Source organism: Xanthomonas sp. LF07-6 (assembly GCF_034105445.1).
In the GTDB taxonomy this organism is placed as follows: Bacteria; Pseudomonadota; Gammaproteobacteria; order Xanthomonadales; family Xanthomonadaceae; genus Xanthomonas_A; species Xanthomonas_A sontii.
In genome coordinates this window covers 1-18,048 of record NZ_JAXGGI010000010.1, presented here as the reverse complement: position 1 = coordinate 18,048, position 18,048 = coordinate 1, and the positions used below count along the sequence as shown (strand labels likewise).

General features: G+C 68.7%; 18 protein-coding genes. 10 read left to right on the top strand and 8 right to left on the bottom strand.

Going from position 1 to position 18,048, the window contains the following annotated elements:
- Positions 1-59: 59 nt before the first annotated feature.
- A complete protein-coding gene (locus tag SLW56_RS14935; protein ID WP_017907955.1) occupies positions 60-2,255 on the top strand; it encodes a methyl-accepting chemotaxis protein in 2,196 nt (731 codons plus the stop codon).
- A gap of 472 nt (positions 2,256-2,727) precedes the next feature.
- Positions 2,728-2,940 (top strand): hypothetical protein, encoded by a 213-nt coding sequence (locus tag SLW56_RS14930; RefSeq protein WP_320695064.1) that lies wholly within the window; start codon positions 2,728-2,730, stop codon positions 2,938-2,940.
- Between the two features lie 44 nt (positions 2,941-2,984).
- On the opposite strand, the gene SLW56_RS14925 is transcribed toward SLW56_RS14930, so the two are convergent.
- The 4 genes from SLW56_RS14925 to SLW56_RS14910 form a co-directional block, all read right to left on the bottom strand.
- The gene (locus tag SLW56_RS14925) at positions 2,985-3,776 is read right to left on the bottom strand and encodes a SprT family zinc-dependent metalloprotease (protein WP_148828610.1); all 792 of its coding nucleotides are present in this window, start codon (positions 3,774-3,776) and stop codon (positions 2,985-2,987) included.
- 67 nt (positions 3,777-3,843) lie between these two features.
- Positions 3,844-4,749: a recombination-associated protein RdgC gene (locus SLW56_RS14920; protein WP_017907953.1), complete on the bottom strand. Its 906-nt coding sequence runs from the start codon at positions 4,747-4,749 to the stop codon at positions 3,844-3,846.
- Between the two features lie 112 nt (positions 4,750-4,861).
- Positions 4,862-5,737: a tRNA 2-thiocytidine(32) synthetase TtcA gene (gene ttcA / locus SLW56_RS14915; protein ID WP_320695063.1), complete on the bottom strand. Its 876-nt coding sequence runs from the start codon at positions 5,735-5,737 to the stop codon at positions 4,862-4,864.
- A gap of 55 nt (positions 5,738-5,792) precedes the next feature.
- Positions 5,793-5,933, bottom strand: a complete 141-nt coding sequence (locus tag SLW56_RS14910; protein WP_320695062.1) for a hypothetical protein — start codon at positions 5,931-5,933, stop codon at positions 5,793-5,795.
- Positions 5,934-6,009: 76 nt separating this feature from the next.
- Here SLW56_RS14910 and SLW56_RS14905 point away from each other — a divergent pair, with 76 nt between their 5' ends.
- A complete protein-coding gene (locus tag SLW56_RS14905) occupies positions 6,010-6,372 on the top strand; it encodes a hypothetical protein (protein ID WP_017907949.1) in 363 nt (120 codons plus the stop codon).
- A 36-nt stretch (positions 6,373-6,408) separates the two neighbouring features.
- Here the strand turns inward: SLW56_RS14905 and SLW56_RS14900 are convergent, their stop codons facing one another.
- Positions 6,409-7,317 carry a DUF6624 domain-containing protein gene (locus SLW56_RS14900; protein ID WP_320695061.1) on the bottom strand — a complete coding sequence of 303 codons (909 nt, stop codon included), beginning with the start codon at positions 7,315-7,317 and terminating at the stop codon, positions 6,409-6,411.
- Between the two features lie 200 nt (positions 7,318-7,517).
- On the opposite strand from SLW56_RS14900, the gene SLW56_RS14895 reads away from it, so the two are divergent.
- The 4 genes from SLW56_RS14895 to SLW56_RS14880 all read left to right on the top strand — a co-directional run bounded on the left by SLW56_RS14895 (position 7,518) and on the right by SLW56_RS14880 (position 13,743).
- Entirely contained in the window at positions 7,518-7,676 is a 159-nt protein-coding gene (locus SLW56_RS14895; RefSeq protein WP_267084844.1) for a DUF2256 domain-containing protein, read from the top strand.
- Between the two features lie 49 nt (positions 7,677-7,725).
- Positions 7,726-9,276, top strand: coding sequence for a cryptochrome/photolyase family protein (locus SLW56_RS14890; protein WP_267084843.1), 1,551 nt, complete (start codon positions 7,726-7,728; stop codon positions 9,274-9,276).
- 286 nt (positions 9,277-9,562) lie between these two features.
- Positions 9,563-11,155: a choice-of-anchor Q domain-containing protein gene (locus SLW56_RS14885; RefSeq protein ID WP_320695060.1), complete on the top strand. Its 1,593-nt coding sequence runs from the start codon at positions 9,563-9,565 to the stop codon at positions 11,153-11,155.
- 383 nt (positions 11,156-11,538) lie between these two features.
- On the top strand, positions 11,539-13,743 hold the full coding sequence (locus SLW56_RS14880; RefSeq protein ID WP_320695059.1) for a methyl-accepting chemotaxis protein: 2,205 nt from the start codon (positions 11,539-11,541) through the stop codon (positions 13,741-13,743).
- Positions 13,744-13,916: 173 nt separating this feature from the next.
- On the opposite strand, the gene SLW56_RS14875 is transcribed toward SLW56_RS14880, so the two are convergent.
- Positions 13,917-14,213, bottom strand: a complete 297-nt coding sequence (locus SLW56_RS14875; protein WP_295928584.1) for a hypothetical protein — start codon at positions 14,211-14,213, stop codon at positions 13,917-13,919.
- Positions 14,213-14,674 carry a DUF4262 domain-containing protein gene (locus SLW56_RS14870; protein WP_267103331.1) on the bottom strand — a complete coding sequence of 154 codons (462 nt, stop codon included), beginning with the start codon at positions 14,672-14,674 and terminating at the stop codon, positions 14,213-14,215. The genes SLW56_RS14875 and SLW56_RS14870 overlap by 1 nt, the downstream gene beginning before the upstream one ends.
- A 237-nt stretch (positions 14,675-14,911) precedes the next feature.
- Between SLW56_RS14870 and SLW56_RS14865 the strand changes: the two genes are divergently transcribed.
- The 3 genes from SLW56_RS14865 to SLW56_RS14855 all read left to right on the top strand — a co-directional run bounded on the left by SLW56_RS14865 (position 14,912) and on the right by SLW56_RS14855 (position 17,599).
- Positions 14,912-15,475 (top strand): hypothetical protein, encoded by a 564-nt coding sequence (locus SLW56_RS14865; protein ID WP_267084840.1) that lies wholly within the window; start codon positions 14,912-14,914, stop codon positions 15,473-15,475.
- Between the two features lie 139 nt (positions 15,476-15,614).
- Positions 15,615-16,220 (top strand): hypothetical protein, encoded by a 606-nt coding sequence (locus tag SLW56_RS14860; RefSeq protein WP_320695058.1) that lies wholly within the window; start codon positions 15,615-15,617, stop codon positions 16,218-16,220.
- Positions 16,221-16,231: 11 nt separating this feature from the next.
- Entirely contained in the window at positions 16,232-17,599 is a 1,368-nt protein-coding gene (locus SLW56_RS14855) for an XVIPCD domain-containing protein (RefSeq protein ID WP_320695057.1), read from the top strand.
- Between the two features lie 132 nt (positions 17,600-17,731).
- On the opposite strand, the gene bamE is transcribed toward SLW56_RS14855, so the two are convergent.
- A partial coding sequence (gene bamE, locus SLW56_RS14850; protein WP_320695056.1) for an outer membrane protein assembly factor BamE occupies positions 17,732-18,048 on the bottom strand: 317 nt, incomplete at its 5' end.

Genomic DNA, 18,048 nt, shown 5'->3' with positions numbered 1-18,048 from the left:
GTTCGGAAAACTTCGGCGCACAGCGTAGCGCGCACCTTTCGCCCTGACGCCGCGCTTCCATGATCCGCCTCCTTCGCCGCTACCGGGTCGGCCCACGCCTGACCTTCGCCTTCGCTGCCCTGCTGTTGATCTGCGGCGCCCTGATCGTGGCCAGCCTCGCGTCGATGGCGCTGGCGCGCCAGCAGCTCGACGACATCGCCCTGGACAAGATGGAGAAGATCCGCCTGTCCAACGCCATGGTCGCGGCGCAGGCGCGGCTGGAGATCGGCCTGCTCAACGACGTCATCCTGACCAACCCCGACGAGAAGCAGGCGGTGGTGCGCGCGATCGGCCAGGCCCAGCGCGACTACGCGCAGGCACGGCGCAAGCTGTTCGCGCTGCGCCTGGACCCGGCCGACCGCACCGGCGCGCAGCTGCGCGCGGCGATCGACAAGGCCTATGTGCAGGTGCAGCCGTTCCAGTCGCAGGTGCTGGCGATGGCCGCCGACAACCAGAACCTGGATGCGCAGACCTTGCACCTGTACACCTTGCAGCCGCTGCTGGCGCAGTGGCAGCAGGCGATCCAGCGCAACGCCGCGCACCTGCGCACGCTCAGCGACGGCTCCTATGCGCAGGCGGTGACCACCATGGCCCGCGCGCGCTGGTTGCTGCTGCTCGGCGGCGGCCTGCTGCTGGCGGTCAGTGCGTGGCTGGGCTGGTGCATCACCCAGAGCCTGGTGCGGCCGCTGCGCGAAGGCACCCGCGTGGCCGCGGCGATCGCCGCCGGCCAACTCGACGCGGTGTTGCCGGCACAGGGCAACGACGAGGCCGCCGAGCTGCTGCGCAGCATGCAGACCATGCAGACCCAACTGCGCGCGGTGCTGGCCGAGCAGCGGCGGATGGCGCAACGACATGCGGACGGCGCCATCGCCTGCCGCGGCGATGCGGCCGCCTTCCCGGGCGACTACGGTCAATTGCTGCGTGACGCCAATGCGCTGGTCGACCTGCACGTGGGCACCGCGCAGTCGATGGTGGCGCTGATGCGGCGCTACGCCATCGGCGATCTCAGCGAGGACATGCCGCGCCTGCCCGGCGAGCAGGCCGCGATCTCCGAGGCGATGGATGCGATCAAGGCCAACCTTGGTACGCTCAGCCGCGACATCTGGCATCTGGCCGAGGCCGCCGCGGCCGGCGACTTCAGCGCGCGTGCCGATCTCGGCGCGCACCAGCACGATTTCCGCATCATGCTCGAGAGTCTCAACCAGCTGATGGCGACGGTGGACGGCAACCTGGGCGAGTTGTCCGGGCTGTTGCGCGCCATCGCCAGCGGCGACCTCGGCGTGCGCATGCACGGCGATTTCCATGGCGTGTTCGCTGACATGCGCGACGACGCCAACGCCAGTGCAGACCAGCTCGCGGCGATCGTGGCCGGCATCCAGCATGCGGCCGCGGCGATCGATGCCGAGGCCGGCGCCATCGCCGGCGGCCACCAGGACCTGTCGCAGCGCAGCGCCGAACAGGCCGGCACGCTGGAGCGCACCGCCCGTGCGGCGGCGCGCCTGACCGACACCGTGCGCCAGAACGCCACCCATGCGCACCATGCCAACCAGCTGGCCGACGCCGCGGCGACCGTGGCCGGCCAGGGCGGTGCTTCGATCGATGCGGCGGTCGGTGCGATGCAGGGCGTGGAAGCGGCCTCGCGCAAGATCGGCGAGATCATCGCGGTGATCGACGGCATCGCCTTCCAGACCAATATCCTGGCGCTCAATGCCGCGGTGGAGGCCGCGCGTGCCGGCGAGCAGGGCCGCGGCTTCGCGGTGGTCGCCAGCGAGGTGCGTGCGCTGGCGCAGCGCTCGGCCGATGCGGCCAAGGAGATCAAGCGCCTGATCGAGGCCTCGGTGGACCAGGTCGCGGTGGCCTCGGCGCAGGTGCACGACGCCGGCCGCACCATGGGGCGCGTGCTGGCCTCGGTGGACGAGGTCAATGCCCTCATGGCGGGCATTGCGGCGGCCTCGCAGGAGCAGGCCGCCGGCATCGACGAAGTCGGACAGGCGATGGCGCAGATGGACCGCAGCACCCAGCAGAACCTGGCGCTGGTGGAGCAGGCCACGGCCGCGTCGCGCGCGTTGGAGCAGCAGGCCGGCAGTCTGAGCGAGGCGGTGGCGGTGTTCCGGCTGGCCGATGCGGCACCGTCGGTCCCGCTGCCGGAGCAGGCGTTGCCGGTGCTGGCGATCCAGCCTGCGCCAGCCGGCTTCGACTATGCGCGCAGCGCCTGATGCGGAAGCGTTCGCAGGGCGGGGCGCCGCGGGCAGTGCGGTTGACGACCGCTACGGCGTCCATCGCCACGCCGAACGCACCCACGTCGGGGGCATGCGGACAGGCCTGTAGGTGCGTTCCCTACACACCCATCGTGAAGCTTGTGTGTAGAAAAATTTTCGCTTAAGTTGCGCCCACGCCTGCCGTCAACAGGCGTAGACGCGATACGTCCTGTGTACGCGGCTCGATCCCGGCGTCCTGACATGCCGGCGTAGTGCCGCACGGACCGTACCGCCTCGCTGGCGCCGGAGGTCGCGCCTGATTCGCGGTAGGCGGGAGGAGAGGGGGCCTGCCGGGCGCTGCATGGAGTTCTGCTTCCGCAGCGCTGGGCCAACACACCGCGATGCGACCGCATCGGCGTGCCCACCCGCCTGCTCATTCCCCCTTGTTCGCATCCCTGTTTGCGCCATGTCGTGCCGCAGCGCAGCATGCGTGCCCGATTCGCCGCTCGACCACAGCCTCGCCGCAGCCGTCGATCGCGCCGCGATGTTCGGTGTTCAGCCGCGGTCCGGGCGCACCCGCCGCAGCGTCTTCGAGCGCTTCGACGAACGTGCTCTCGCCCAAGCCGATCTGTCGGATGCAGCCTGTCCTTCAGGAGCGGCTTCCGCCGCGATGCGCTTTGCCGAGAACGCGCATCGCGGCTGAAGCTGTTTCTACAGAGTGTTTCCCACCGTTCGTGGATGGGCCCTTCAGTCGCGATCCGGCCGCAGCAGCCAGCGTAGATGCGCCTTGAGCTGGCGACCGTGCTGGTGGAACCAGGTGCGCTCGGCGCGCCAGTCGGGGAAGCGCGCTTCCACTTCGTGCCAGAACGCCGGCGAATGATTGGCCTGGATCAGGTGGCAGAGTTCGTGCACCAGCACGTACTCGAACGCCGAGGGCCGCCCCAGCACCAGCGCCAGATCCAGCGCCATGCTGCCGTCGGGCGCCAGCGAGCCCCACTGCGAGGACATGACCTTGTAGCGCACCGCACGCGGGGCGCGCGGCAGCGATGGCAGGTACTGCGGCAGCCAGCGGCCGACGTCGGCGCGGGCCTGGGCTTCGTAGAAATCGCGCAGCGCGCGGCGCAGCGCCGCATCGCCGCCGCGTGGCGGCAGGTGCAGGTGGGCCACGCCGTCGGCGACCTCGATGCGCGCGTAGCGGGCGTCGTGCCAGGCCACCGGCAGCGACTGCCCGCGCAGCGGCAGTTCGCCGGCCTCGCCCGGGCGCAGCGGCGTCAGCGTCTCGGCGGCGACATAGCGCGAGAGCTGCTGCGCCAGCCACTGGCGGTTCTCCAGCAGGAAGCGCTCGCCGGCGATCAGGCTGGCCCGCAGCGGCAGGGTCAATCGCGCACCGCGTTCGTCCACGCTGAGCTTGATGCGCCGCGCGCGCGGGTCGCGCACGCGCAGCACCTCGACCTCGCGCTCGTCCAGGCGGAAGCGGACGAGGTCGCGTTCGACGGCCGCCGGGGGCGGCGCGATCAGGCGACGGAGCAGATCGGGCATGGGCACAGCATACCGCCGGCGCGGGTGCGCACGGTGACAGCCGCGTGCACCCGCTTGCGCCGCGGCATCAGTCGGCCTTGCTCAGTTTCAGCGCCGCTTCCAGCAACAGGAACAGGCGCCGCACTTCGGCGCTCATCAGCGCGAAGCGCGCGTCCAGTTCGGCGCGCACGCCGTCCTGGTCGGCATGCTCGAGCTGGTCCAGCGCACCGTCGAGGAACTTCAGCTTGCGGATCACCAGATCGTCGCCGAGCACGAAGGACACGTGGTCGTCGAGCACCAGCGCCAGCTTGGTGACCTGCTTGCCGGCTTCCAGGTGCTTGTCGATCTCGTCGCAGCGCAGCTCCTGGTGCTGGCACTTGACCACCGCGCCGCCTTCGATCGGATCCTTCATCTCGCATTCTTCGCCCAGGCTCAGGCCTTCGGGCAGCGGCTCGCCGGCGATCCAGCCGGTGAGGATCGAGCGCGGCGCCACTTCGGCGTTGAGCGGCAACGCCGGGAAGCTGCCGAGCAGGCCGCGGATCTCCGACATCACGTTCTCGCCGGTCTTGCGGCTGGAGGTGTCCACGGCGACGTAGCCGTGCTGCAGGTCGAGCATGGCGTCGGTGCGCGAGGACTTGACGAAGGCGCGCGGCAGCAGCTCATGGATCAGGTCGTCCTTGAGCCGCTTGCGTGCGCGGCCGCCGGGGCGCCGGCCTTCCTTCTCCTCGATCTCGGCGACCTTGCGCGCGAGCAGGTCGTTGACCACCGAGCCGGGCAGGATCTTGTCCTCGCCACCGACGGTCAGCCACAGGAAGTCGGCGATGCGGTGCGACAGTGCTTCCTGCTCGTCGCGGCCGAACGGGGAGATGAAGCCACGCGAACTCATTTCCAGCGGGCCGACCGACTTGAGTTGGGCCTCCGGCAGGAGCGTCTCGACCTCGGAGAAATCGAGCGTGGTGGGAAAGCGGAACAGGGTCAGATTGCGAAAGAACATCGAGCATCCAGCGGAAGGAAACGGAACGGTCCGGCGGCATGCGCCGGAGAGCGGCGGCCATTGTCGCATCGCGCCCGCCCCGGCACCGCATCGGGCGGTTCAGCGAGATGGATCAGCCCGGCGGGTCGTCCGCCCAGGCGCCGGCCGTGGCCGTGGCCGCGCCGCCGAGCGCGGCGAAGTCGAACAGCGCGCGATCGGCCAGCTGCGCCGGATGCACGTTGCCGAGCGCGCGGGCGATCTGCTCCACCCGCCCCGGATGCTCCCGGTCCCACTGCTGCAGCAGCTGGCCGACCTGGCGGCGCTGCAGCGTCTCCTGGCTGCCGCACAGCGTGCAGGGGATCAGCGGGAAGCCCTGCGCCTGCGCATAGGCGGCGATGTCGTCCTCACGCACGTAGGCCAGCGGCCGGATCACCACGTGGCGGCCATCGTCGCTGCGCAGCACCGGCGCCATCGCCGCCAGCTTGGCGTGGAAGAACAGGTTCATGAAGAACGTGGCGACGATGTCGTCGCGGTGGTGGCCCAGCGCGATCTTGGTGATGCCGTTCTCCGCCGCGTAGCGGTACAGTGCGCCACGGCGCAGCCGCGAGCACAGCGAACACAGGGTCTTGCCTTCCGGCACCACCCGGGTGACCACCGAATAGGTGTCCTGTTCGATCACATGCCAGGGCACGCCGCGCTGGCGCAGGTAGGTCGGCAGCACGTCGGCGGGAAAGCCCGGCTGCTTCTGGTCCAGGTTCACCGCCACCAGCTCGAACGGTACCGGCGCCTTGCGCTGCAACTGCAGCAGGATGTCGAGCAGGGTGTAGCTGTCCTTGCCGCCGGACAGGCACACCATCACCTTGTCGCCGGCACCGATCATGCCGAAATCGGCGATGGCCTGGCCCACCTGCCGGCACAGGCGCTTGCCCAAAGCCACGGCGTTGCGGGCGGCAGGCGGTGCGGGATCGGCGAGCGGGTGCAGCGGCGGCAGGGGCAGGGGCGAGGTCATCGGCGGTAGTGTAGTCGGCGCGGCCGGCGCAGCACCGCGCGGTCGGCGTTGCCGGTCATTCCAGTTCCGCCACCTCGACCGTCCCGAACGTGCTGGTCAGGCGGGCGATGACGGTGCCGAGGCAGAGCAGTCCCTCGCTGGTGTTCGCGCAAAAGGACAGGCCGTCTGCGGTGCACCAGAACACCGCGTCCGGCATCGGTCGTCTTCCGCGCTCATGTCGCGTCCCGGACTGCCAGTACACTCGCCACTGGTCACCGACGCAAGGTCGCTCCATGTTCAAGAACCTCATTCCCAAGATCTTCTACGCGCGCATGCAGGACGGGCTGGATTTCTTCGTCGGCGGCCTGGGATTCCAGGTGCTGTACCAGGACGCCACGATGGCGGTGATCGCGCGCGACGGCGCCAAGGCCTATCTGGTGGAAAACGCCGAGTGGGCGGCGAAGGACCGGCCGGAACTGGGCATCGAAACCGACAGCATCGACACGATCTATGCGGAGTTGTCCGCACGTGCGCCGCAGTGGCTGCATCCGAATTGCCGTACCGTCGCGCTCAAGCCCTGGGGGGCACGCGAGTTCGCGATGCTGGACCCGACCACGGTCTGCGTGGTGTTCCGCGAGTGGCCGGCGCAGGAGTGAGGGCGCCCGGGTAGATGCCATGCACGTTAGGTCCGTTCATTGTACCGGCGCGTGGTAGACCTCGGACAGAAAGGCCTTGTATTCGGCGATCGGCGGCAGGCCCATCGTCGCGCGGCGCGCATCCAGGCCGTTGATGTCCTGGGTCCTGTCCAGGGCCATCGTGCCGTCCGGCTCGGTTTTGAACTGCGTACCGTAAAGCTGCGGCTTGCCTTGGTGCAGCAGCACGCGATCCTGCAGCATTGCCACGTCGGAAGGATCCGCCTCCTTCTGCGCCAGGGCGGCCTGCATCAACGCGAGGACATGCTCCTGGAAGGCGGGGTCCAGGGTGGCGTGCTGGGCGATCAGGAACGCGGCCTTGGATCCGTCTTCGCCCACCGATGTGCGCGTCGGCCATCCCTTCTTCGCCACTATGGTCTTCAGCCAAGTCGTGTTGTCCTGGTCCACCACTACCGTCTGCTGCCATGACGCGGGGGTGTTTCCCTCGTCGATGGCCTTCTGTCGGACGGCCTGATCCTTCTCCACACGCGCCAGCAATGCCTGCCGCAGTGGCTGGTCTAGGCGCGCCTGGCGTGTGGCATCGAGCGTCTCGGCATGGGCGATCAGCGATGACCACGACGGTAAGGTGCGCAGCCGGTTCAGGCCGGGTCGGTCCTTGTGCGTGAGTTCCTGTATATCGATGCGGCCTTGCGCCAACCGCGCGTCGAGTACCGCCAAGGCCGCATCCGTTCTCCCGGCAGCGGCCAGGCATTCGACGTAGAACAGATCGCCTCCGCTCGGTAGGCCGGCCGGCGCTGCGTCGATGCGCGCCAAGGTATCGGCACAAGTGCCGTAGTCCTTCGCATCGTAGGCCGCAAGCGCATCGTCCAACCGCGCAGGCGCCGCAGCGGAGACAGGCGCCGCGCTCGCGGCCAGCAATGCGACAAACAGCGCGTATCCCTGGTGCATAAACGATCCACTCTGGCGGGGCCGCGCGGCGCGTAGCCTGGGCGGACAGTAGCGCAGTCCGGTGTCATCGGCAGCACGCGGTCGCGACTGCGCCTGGGTCGCGGCGGGAGTGTCCCGTCGGGGACCTGGCGGGGCACACTATGCACTCGGTTGCCGGCCCCGGCCGCGCCGGTCCGTCCCATATCGCCGCGGGATCGCGCATGCGCAAGAAACAGGATCTGCCGGAAAAGCCTTGCCTGCATTGCGGCCGGCCGTTCCGCTGGCGCAAGAAGTGGGAGAAGGTCTGGGACGAGGTGAAGTATTGTTCCGACCGCTGCCGTGGCGAGCGCAAGCGCGTGCGCGCGCCGGAGGCGCAATGAGCCGGGTCGTGCGCTGGCGCACCGCATGCCAGCAGGCGTGCCGCCCCGCATGAGTCCGCTGCCCCCCACCGCCCACACCCTGCGCCTGGTGCTCGGCGACCAGCTCGATCCCGAGCACGCCTGGTTCGACGTGCGCGATCCCGGCGTGGTGTATGTGTTGATGGAAGTGCGGCAGGAGACCGACTACGTCCTGCACCATGCGCAGAAGATCCTGGCGGTGTTCGCCGCGATGCGCGATTTCGCCCGCCAGCTGCGGGCGACGGGCCACCGCGTGCGCTACGTGGCGATCGATGACGCCAGCAATCGCCAGTCCATCCCCGCCAATCTCGAGGCGCTGATGGCGCACTACGGTGCGCAGCGCCTGCAGTATCAGGATCCGGACGAATGGCGTCTGGACCAACAGCTGCGGCAGTGGGGGGCGATGCAGGCCTTCGCCACCGAGGCGGTGGACAGCGCGCACTTCTACACGCGTCGCAACGAAGTGGCGGACTTTTTCCGCGGACGTGGGCAGTGGCTGATGGAGCATTTCTACCGGCACATGCGCAAGCGCCACCGCATCCTGCTGGCGGCGGACGGCACGCCCGAGGGCGGGCAGTGGAACTACGACCACGACAATCGCCAGCCCTGGCATGGCGAGCCGCCGCCACCGCCCGATGCGCGCCCGACCCACGATCACCGCGCGCTGTGGGCCAGCATCCAGGCCGCCGGCGTCGCCAGCTTCGGCCAACCGCAGGCAGAGACGTTGCGCTGGCCGCTGAACCGGGCCGAGGCGCTGACCTGCCTCGATCGCTTCATCGTCGACGCCCTGCCGCATTTCGGCCGCTACGAGGATGCGATGAGCACGCGCAGTCCGCGCCTGTTCCATTCGCAGCTTTCCTTCGCCCTCAACACCAAGATGCTGCGGCCGCAGGACGTGGTGCAGCGCGCGCTGGCGGCCTATAGCGCTGGCGCCGCGCCGCTGGCAGCGGTGGAAGGTTTCGTGCGGCAGATCCTGGGCTGGCGCGAGTACGTGCGCGGCATCTACTGGGCACACATGCCTGGCTATGAAGCGCGCAATGCGCTCGGCCACGACACGCCGCTGCCGGCCTGGTTCTGGACCGGCGACACGCACATGCGCTGCCTGCAGCACGCCATCGGCCAATCGCTGCAGGATGCATACGCGCACCATATCCAGCGGCTGATGGTGATCGGCAACTTCGCCCTGCTCGCCGGCCTGGATCCGGCGGCGGTGCATCGCTGGTACCTGGGCGTCTACATCGACGCGTTCGAATGGGTCGAACTGCCCAACACCGTCGGCATGAGCCAGTTCGCCGACGGCGGCCTGCTCGCGACCAAGCCCTACGTCAGCAGCGCGGCCTACATCGACCGCATGAGCGATTACTGCCAGGGCTGCCGTTACGACCGCAAGCAGAAGACCGGCGCGCGTGCGTGTCCGTACAACGCGCTGTACTGGGACTTCTTCGCGCGGCACCAGGACACGCTGGGGCGCAATCGTCGCCTGGACATGGTCTACCGCCAGTTGCGCAAGCTGCCGGCCACGCAACTGCAGGCCTTGCGCGCACAGGCGCAGCAGTTGCGCGAACGTCTGGACACGCTGTAGCGCTGGCCAGGCGCCTCGCGCGCATCCGCAGCGGCTGGACGCGATGCAGGAACGTGTCCTGCGACGCACCCAAAGCGTGCCGCACGCCGCGCATCGACACGCTGTCGCATGCCCGGCGCACGCAATCGCGCGATCTGCTACCTGCGTTGTGGTCGCTCCACACGCGCTCAAGCACCCTATGCCGCCGGTCGGCGCAGGCCGCCGGTTGCACTCGAGGTGTCAGCGACGTGGATGACGGTCGGATGACTGTCGCGCGTCGTGTTGTTCCCCCGCAACCCTATCGAGCATGATCATGACCACGACGTTCTCCCTCACCACCAGCGCACGCGCGCTGGGTGTCCTCGCTCTCATGACCGCCGCCACGGCGATCGCCGCCGTCCCCGCCGCGCCGCAATGCAGCGTGCCGCAGGCCTGGGTGCTGCCGACCGCGACCACCGTGGTCGGCACCGGCACGCAGGCCAGTTGCACCGCCAGTGCGCTGGCCACCGCTGCGGCGCAAGGCGGCTACATCACCTTCAACTGCGGCAGCAAGCCGACCAGCATCGCCGTCGCCCGTTCGATCGTCATCGCGGCGACGACGCCCACGGTGATCGACGGCCAGGGCAGGATCACCCTGGACGGCCGCCAGTCCGCCCGGATCCTGCTGGTCAATGCCGGCAGCGCGCTGTCGGTGCGCAACCTGAAACTGCAGAACGGCAGCTCCGTGCAGCCGGCATCGAACCAGGCCTACGACCCGGGCACCTGGGGTGGCGGCGCGATCAAGGTCGGTTACCGCGGCAAGCTGGAAGTCATCAACAGCCAGTTCCTGGCCAACCGCAGCAGCATCGGCGGCGGCGCCATCTTCGCCGGCAGCGACGCCGAGGTGACCATCGTCCGCAGCGGCTTCTACAAGAACAGCTCCTGGCTCGGCGGCGCGCTGTACACCCAGCTCAGCCGGCTCACCATCGTCGGCTCGGAATTCGCCAACAACCAGGCGATCAATGCGCCGCAGGGCTTCCCCGATGCCGGCAACTTCGGCGGTGGCGGGGCGATCGACACCGACGGCGCATCGCTGGCCGGCTATCTCAAGGGCGGCGTCGGCAGTGGCGGCACGCTGGCGGTGTGCGGCACCGTGGTCCGCAACAACGTTGCCGCCAATGGCTCCGGCGGCGCCACGTTGTGGGCGTACGCGCCGGACACCATCGACGTGAAGTACTCCACCTTCGCCAACAACGTCGCCACCGGCGGCCCCGGCGGCGGCGCGCGCATCAGCATGGGCTTCACCGACACCTCGCATGCCGGCACCGCCATCACCACGCCGGGCACCATCAACGTCGCCGAGACCAGCTTCCTGTCCAACAAGGCCCAACAGGGCAACGCCGGCGCGCTGTACCTGGATTGCTACGGCGCCTGCGACGTCAGCAACAGCACTTTCTACGGCAACTACGCGAAAGGCGTGGGCGCGGCCATCCAGCACGTCGGCTGGCAGCCGGCCAACGGCGACCAGGGCAGCCCCAGCGTGCGCTTCAACAACGTCACCTTCGCCGAAAACACGCCGTGGGTGACCCTGTTCGGCGACAGGTTCGACCTCCGCAACAGCATCCTGTACTCCAAGACCGAGCGCGTGTTCTGCAACAACCAGAGCAACACCGGCAACAACCTCATCGAGTACTCGGCCAAGGGCGCGGTGTGGCCGAATGCCTGCCTGGCCGCGGGCACCCTGAAAGCGGCCGATCCGCTGCTGTCGGCCCCGGCCAGCAACGGCGGGCCGACGCTCACCCAGCTGCCTGCGGCCAACAGCCCGGCGCTGAATGCCGGCAGCGGCTGCGCCGCCATCGACCAGCGCGGCAATCCCCGCAATACCGCGGTGTGCGATCTCGGCGCGGTGGAGGTCAAGTAGGCCGATTCACGGTCATGACGTGCATGGCACCGCGCGGTCGCGCCGGCTTGGCCGCTGCGACCGCGCGCTCTGCATGCGCGCAGCTTGTCCGGTGCGCCTGACGACGCGTGCCAGGCGACGGCCGATGCCGCGCAGACCGCGCCGTTGCAGGCATGACGCGCGTTTTGGTGTGCGCCAACAACGCCGTTCGCGCCTGCCGCGCGCGCTGCGGACGATACGGTGGCGTATCTGCTTTCCTGGGCATCGGCGGTGCAGCGCGGTGATGCGACGCCAGCGACATCTGCGCCTGCGAATGTCCGGATTTGGGACCTGGGTCGCTCGCTTGGGGTCAAGTTCGCGGGGCTGAGACCGATAGAGGTACCCCCCCTCGCGAGTCCCCCACGATGCACTTCTTTCACTCCTTCAAGGTGAGTCAGCGCCTTGCGCTGTCGTTCGGCCTGCTGATCGTACTGCTTGGCGCTTCCTCTACCTTGGCGCTCTACCAGTTACACAACGTGCGCCAGGCGGTCGACAAGATCGTCCACGAGAACAACCTGAAGACCGAACTGCTGTACACCATGCTGCGCAACAATATGAGCGCGGAGCGCTATCTGCGCGACATGATGCTGTCGCCGGCCGACAAGCGCCCGGCGCTCGCCGCGAAGATCCAGGAGATCCGCGTCGACAACGATCGCCGCCGCAAGGCGCTGGACGCCCTGCCGGGCACGCCGGCAGGTCTTGCCATGCGTAAGCAGATCCATGACGCGCAGGCGGCCGCACGGTCGGTCAACAGCCGGGTGCTGGCGCTGGCCAGTTCCGGCGAGATCGAGGCGGCCAAGCAGCTGCTGTACGGCGACGCCGCGCCGTTGCTGGCGCGGCGCGTGCAGGTGATCCAGAACGCGGTCGATCTGCAGATCCGGCAGAACGCGCTCAGCTCCGAGCAGATCCAGGCGGCCCTGGTCTTCAGCAATCGTGCCTTGATCGGGTTCGGCCTGCTGGCGGCGGTGCTCGGCGCGATCTTGAGCGTGCTGATCACCCGCAGCCTGGCCGGACCGCTCGGGCGCGCGACCGAAATCGCCGAATCCATCGCCCAGGGCCGGCTGGACCATCGGATCCCGCCGCAGCCCAAGGACGAGACTGGCCGCCTGCTGACCAGCATGGACCGCATGCAGGCGCAGCTGCAGGCGGTGATGGCGGCACAGTCGCAGGTGGCCAGGCACCACGAGCGCGGCGACGTCAGCCAGCGCATGGACGAGGACGCGTTCCCCGGCGAATACGCACGCATGGTGCGGGAGAGCAATGCGTTGCTCGACATGCACGTGAGTCTCCAGCAGCGCCTGCTCGAGATCATGGGACGCTACGCGATCGGCGACCTGTCGCAGGACATGGATCGCCTGCCTGGCGAGCAGGCCGCGCTCACCGAGACCATGGACCAGGTCAAGCGCAATCTGTCGGCGATGAATGCCGAGATCGGGCAACTGGTCGACGCCGCGGCCGCCGGCGATTTCGCCGTGCGCGGCGACACTGCGCGCTTCCAGTACGACTTCCGCGACATGGTCGAGGGGTTGAACCAGTTGATGGCGACCACCGACGGCAATCTGCAGGCGCTGTCCAAACTGCTGCAGGACATCGCGAGCGGCGACCTGACCACGCGCATGGAGGGGCAGTTCCAGGGCGTGTTCGCGCAGATGCGCGAGGATGCCGATGCCACCGTGGCCCAGCTGACCGGGATCGTCGGCCGCATCCAGCATGCGTCCGGGCAGATCACCGGCGCCGCCGGCGAGATCGCCGCCGGCAACACCGATCTGTCGCGTCGCACCGAGCAACAGGCCGCCAGCCTGGAGGAAACCGCCGCCTCGATGGAAGAGCTGACCTCCACCGTGCGCCAAAATGCCGAACGCGCCAGCCAGGCCAACCAGTTGGCCATCGGCGCGACCGCGGTGGCGTCGCAAGGCGGCGCGGTGGTGGCCCAGGTCATCGACACGATGAACGGCATCCAGACCTCGTCCAGGCGGATCGCCGACATCATCGGCGTGATCGACGGCATCGCCTTCCAGACCAACATCCTCGCGCTCAACGCCGCGGTAGAGGCGGCGCGTGCCGGTGAGCAGGGCCGCGGTTTTGCCGTGGTCGCCAGCGAAGTGCGGGTGCTGGCGCAGCGCTCGGCCGAGGCCGCCAAGGAGATCAAGCAGCTGATCGACGACTCGGTGAGCAAGGTGGACGCAGGCTCGTTGTTGGTCAACAACGCCGGCAGCACCATGCACGAGATCGTCGTCAGCGTGCAGCGCGTGACCGACTTCATGACCGAGATCTCGGCCGCCTCGCAGGAGCAGTCGAGCGGCATCGAACAGGTTACCCAGACCATCACTCACATGGACCAGGCCACCCAGCAGAATGCCGCCCTGGTGGAAGAAGCCGCGGCGGCGGCCCAGGCGATGGAAGAGCAGGCAATCCAGCTCGGCGAGGCGGTGACGCTGTTCCGCGTGGCGGGCAGCAACGGCGACATGCCGGCGCGGAGCCAGGCCAAGCTCTTGGGCAAGGCCGGTACCTCGACCTCGCGGCGTGGTCCGCGTCAGGTGGCGCCGTTGCTGGTCGAACACGCCTGCTAAGGGCGTAGACACGGCGCGCGCCGCTGACCGCAGCGCGCTCGCCACGCCTCTCCCCGGGTTCCCCGGGGAGAAGGCTGCACGGCGTATGTTCGCAGCGCGGAAGCGTGGTCCGCAACGACACCGCCGCCAACGGCTCCGGCGGTGCCACGCTGTGCGCGGTTGAACGTCCATCATCAGACGGCGGGGTGGAAGTGCGACGTCAGCGGCCAAAATGAGAGGGACACCACCAGAACGGCAGTGCCGGCGACGTGCCATGGCCTGCAGGTCTTCTTCAGGATCAGCCAACGCGCACCGCAGTAACTCAACAACACACCGACACTCGCGATGATGGGTGTCGTCAAGGCGGACCATTCGCCACGGCGATCGTGGGCTAGGTTGATCAGGCCATCACTCGATGCGAGGTCGTTCAGGACGGCTCCCAGCATCCAACTGCTGGAAAAGAGCAACAGCCAGCCGACGACGCTCTTCATCAAATGCTGATCCCCGCACCATCCAGCAGCGGCTGACTCTGGCGAACGTCATCGGAAGCGTCTGGATCCCAAGGCCAGACTCCTCCAAGTGTCGGATAGACAATCTGCAGGGCAGCATAGTCGGTACCACCATGAAACCAGGTTGCAGACAGCATGTAGGTCTCGCGATGAACCTCCAGGACTTGGCGGAACTGCACCGGAAACCCTTCGAGAAAGCCCGTATATGGGAGGCCCGCTACGAAAAGCTCGCCGTTGCGAGCACGCTCCATGTAACGGTTGATCAAGGCGCTGCCAAGGTCGGAGCGAACCCCGACGACAATGACCTCTGGGATACCGAGGGTTTTTGCCAAACCGATGGAGTAGGAGAAGGGCTGCTGGATCTGACTCGGATCGAAAACGGAGGTGATGTGACAACCGAATTTCTCGACGTTGTTGAGTATCCGCTGCTCCATTCGATTCATGTCGGTGCTGGTATTCGAGAGGAGCGCGCCGAGCGGCACGGGTGTGTTGAAAGATCTCGCGTATCAGTCTAATTCCAAAGCCGATAGGAACAACAGGGTCATGGTGGTCGCAGAGGCCGTGGGTGATGCTTGCGTAGCAGATGCCAGGCGAACTCGCTAGCGCCGGATCGTCAGCAACGCGACTGGATGGCCCTGCTACAGTGCGCGCGGCATGCGCCGAAGACCGCAGGAGCGACCATGAACGAATCCGACGCCTACGTGTACGACGAGATCCGCAAATGGGTCTGGTCCGGGTTCTACTCCCAGGACGAGATCCAGGAGATGCTCGAGGACATCCTCGAAGACGACTGCGACGAGGCCATGTTGCGCGCCTCGGTCGCCAGCCAGTGGCAGGCCAAGCAGCAGGCGGAACAGACCTGGCCGGCGCAGACCGATTGCGACCGGCTCGAGGCGCTGTTCGAGCGGCTGCACGACGCCGGCATCTGCGCGCTGGCCAATGCCGGCTACACCATGTCCGACGGTCACGTCGAAGTGAACCAGGCGGTGGCCGACACGCCGGACCGGCGCTACCACGGCTACTGCTTCTATCACGGCCAGGACATGGAGCGCGCGATCGACGGCGGCGGGCTGATGCTGGCATTCGGCGATCTGGAGGGGCGCGAAGAGGCAGACCTGGTGGTCGGCCAGCAGGTCGCCGCGGCGTTGCGTGCGGCGGGCTTCACCGTGGACTGGGACGGCACGCCGCGCAAGCGTATCGATCTGCCCGGCTTCGTCTGGCAGCGCCGCGCCGACTGGGACTGACGCGCCAGCGCAGCGGCGGGCTGCGCGACCCTGGTGCGCTGGCTACAATCGCACACCCAAGCCTGGCCGCGCTGCGGTGCGCGGCAGGCGCTCGACGGAGAGGCGATTCATGGAGCGGATGTTTCATCGCAATGGCCGCATGCCGCGCCGCGCAGCCGGCATGCGCCCGGCGCCGCGTACGGCCCTGCTGCTGGCCACCGCGCTGCTGGCCGCGTGTGCCGGCGCGCAGTCCTCTTCCCCCTCGATCACCCCTGCACACACGGAGCGGACCATGTCGGAGATGACGCCAGAGCACCTGGCACAAGGCGTAGTACGGTTGATCCTGGCGATCGGCGGCAGGCAGGACCTGGTCGCCGCCCAGGTCGCGGCGCAGACCGGTCTGCAGGTCGAGGACGAGGGCGGGCATACGTTCAGCGCATCTGGCACGCTCGCCGGCGGTGGCGGCTACACGCTGGAATCGGTCGCCGATGCCGACGATGCCCCGCCGTCGCGGCTGGACCTGCGCTTCACCCCCGCGCCGGGCGCGGCGCCGGCGCGGTGCACGCAATCGTTGGACGCGTATCGCCAGGCACTGGTCGCGGCCGGCTTCGTGCCGCGCTGGATTGCGCCGCCGCGCCAGGGCAGCGCCGGCCGCTGGCATTTCGAACGCGGCGCGGTCGCCGTGTACGCCTTCGTCGGCAAGGACGCCGGCGAGCACGATGCGCAGGCGTGCGTGGAGATGCTGCAGATCCTGGTCGACGGCTAAGGAGCGCGGAGATGGCACACGACGACGAACGCCTGAAGGGCATGGTCGACACGTTCGCGCAGGCGCATCCGAAGGAAGGCCAGGCGCTGCGGCAGATGCTGGACAACACGCCGGAGCTGCGCTCGCGCGTGGAGCAGGCGATCGGGCAACAGCAGCTGTCGGGCTTTGCGCCCAGTCCCGAGGCGGGCACCGGCGCGTACAGCCCGCGCACCGGGCAGATCGAGTTGCCGATGGACGTGCTGGCCACGGCCAGGATGAACGCGCCGCGCGACGATTCGGCCAACACCGCCCGCATCGTGCTGGGCCACGAGATCGGCCATGCCATCAACAAGGCCGCCATCGACCGCAGCGATGCCGCGTTCGCCGCCAAGGTCGACGGCATCGCCGCCTCGCCCTCGCCGCACGACTACACCGCCACGCTCAAGGCCTACGGGCAGGAACAGCGCACCCGCGAGGCCAAGGACGAGATCGCCGGGGTCAACACGCTGGCCGACTACGTCACCCGCAACAATCCCAAGGCCACGCTCAAGGACCTGTACAACGCCAGCAGCGAGATGGCGAGCTACATCGACAAGCAGGGCGTGGGCAGCAAGGCCACCTACACCGCCAAGGACGGGCTGAGCTTCGGCAAGGATCTGAAGATCGACGCCGACAATCCGCGCAACGTGGAGGCGATGGGCAAGCTGTTCTACGACGCGCGCGGCTATCCGCAGAACTATGGCGAGCGCGCGCTGGCGCAGATCGCCGATGCCGAGGACCGGGCGCAGGCGCAGCACCCCGAGCGCACGCCGCCGGCGGTGCATGCCGACCTGAAGGCGCTCGGCATCGACGCCGCGCAGGTGCCGCGCGATGTGCTGCCGGCGGGATTCCGCGATGGCTCCGCACCGGCGCCGACACCCGAACCGCCTGCGCCGCGCGCCAGTGAGCCGGCCGCCGCGCCGGGTGCCGCAGACCGCGCCCTGCACGAGCGGGTCCGCAGCGGCGTGGCCCAGGCCGAACAGGCGATCGGCAAGGGCTGGGACGACAACAGCGAGCGCATGACCGCCAGCCTGACCTTGCTGGCCAGGCAGAACGGCTTCAGCGAGCGCGATCAGCTGGCGGTAGGCTTCAACCGGCCCACCGCCGCGCACCAGGGCGGCGAACTGGCGTTCGTGTACCGCAATGGCGGCGACGTTTCGCCCGATCCCTACGCCAACCGCGCGCACATGCCCACCAGCGAGGCGATCGCGCGGCCGGCGCAGGAGACCTACCAGCAGCTGCAGCAACTGGGCGCGCAGCAGGGCCAGGCGCAGCGCCAGGCGCAGGAGCAGGAACAGGCGCTGCAGGCCACGCAACAGGGCCCGACGCGGAGCGATCCGCCGCAGGTGCTGAGCCGCTGAGCGCAGCAGGGTGGCAGTGCGCGTGCGGTACTGCCGTCTCGGTGGGCCATGGTCGCGGCAGGCCGCGGTCACGGCGCGCCGCTCGCGCCGCCTCCCATCGCGTCGGGAGCGCGGCGCCAGGGCACACTGGGCTTACGGTTGCCAGACCAGGTTCTGGGTCTTCGGATCGGCGGTGACCTTCTCGACCTTACCGGCGCCGTCGAAGGACACCTGGAACTCGTTGAAGCTGTCGAGCCAGTAGCGCCACAGCGGCGCGTCCAGGCTCGGGTTCTCGCTGGTGATCGGATAGCCCAGCGCCATCAGCACCTGCTCGCGGGTCATGCCCTTGGTCACGCGGTTGGCGGCGATCGCCTCGCGGATCTTCGGCGGGTAGGCCGCCAGCTTCGCCGTGGGATCCTGCGCGACCACGTAGCGCTGGGCGAAGGCCTCGTTGCCCAGGTCGCGGCTGT

What these genes read in the sequence shown, in the direction of transcription:
- SLW56_RS14855 (WP_320695057.1), top strand. Translation starts at nt 16,232, where the DNA reads ATGGCACACGACGACGAACGCCTGAAGGGCATGGTCGACACGTTCGCG.
- SLW56_RS14865 (WP_267084840.1), top strand. Translation starts at nt 14,912, where the DNA reads ATGAACGAATCCGACGCCTACGTGTACGACGAGATCCGCAAATGGGTC.
- SLW56_RS14925 (WP_148828610.1), bottom strand. Translation starts at nt 3,776, where the DNA reads ATGCCCGATCTGCTCCGTCGCCTGATCGCGCCGCCCCCGGCGGCCGTC.
- ttcA (WP_320695063.1), bottom strand. Translation starts at nt 5,737, where the DNA reads ATGACCTCGCCCCTGCCCCTGCCGCCGCTGCACCCGCTCGCCGATCCC.
- SLW56_RS14920 (WP_017907953.1), bottom strand. Translation starts at nt 4,749, where the DNA reads ATGTTCTTTCGCAATCTGACCCTGTTCCGCTTTCCCACCACGCTCGAT.
- SLW56_RS14875 (WP_295928584.1), bottom strand. Translation starts at nt 14,213, where the DNA reads ATGAAGAGCGTCGTCGGCTGGCTGTTGCTCTTTTCCAGCAGTTGGATG.
- SLW56_RS14910 (WP_320695062.1), bottom strand. Translation starts at nt 5,933, where the DNA reads ATGCCGGACGCGGTGTTCTGGTGCACCGCAGACGGCCTGTCCTTTTGC.
- SLW56_RS14870 (WP_267103331.1), bottom strand. Translation starts at nt 14,674, where the DNA reads ATGAATCGAATGGAGCAGCGGATACTCAACAACGTCGAGAAATTCGGT.
- SLW56_RS14905 (WP_017907949.1), top strand. Translation starts at nt 6,010, where the DNA reads ATGTTCAAGAACCTCATTCCCAAGATCTTCTACGCGCGCATGCAGGAC.
- SLW56_RS14890 (WP_267084843.1), top strand. Translation starts at nt 7,726, where the DNA reads ATGAGTCCGCTGCCCCCCACCGCCCACACCCTGCGCCTGGTGCTCGGC.
- SLW56_RS14880 (WP_320695059.1), top strand. Translation starts at nt 11,539, where the DNA reads ATGCACTTCTTTCACTCCTTCAAGGTGAGTCAGCGCCTTGCGCTGTCG.
- SLW56_RS14900 (WP_320695061.1), bottom strand. Translation starts at nt 7,317, where the DNA reads ATGCACCAGGGATACGCGCTGTTTGTCGCATTGCTGGCCGCGAGCGCG.
- SLW56_RS14885 (WP_320695060.1), top strand. Translation starts at nt 9,563, where the DNA reads ATGATCATGACCACGACGTTCTCCCTCACCACCAGCGCACGCGCGCTG.
- SLW56_RS14935 (WP_017907955.1), top strand. Translation starts at nt 60, where the DNA reads ATGATCCGCCTCCTTCGCCGCTACCGGGTCGGCCCACGCCTGACCTTC.
- SLW56_RS14895 (WP_267084844.1), top strand. Translation starts at nt 7,518, where the DNA reads ATGCGCAAGAAACAGGATCTGCCGGAAAAGCCTTGCCTGCATTGCGGC.
- SLW56_RS14860 (WP_320695058.1), top strand. Translation starts at nt 15,615, where the DNA reads ATGCCGCGCCGCGCAGCCGGCATGCGCCCGGCGCCGCGTACGGCCCTG.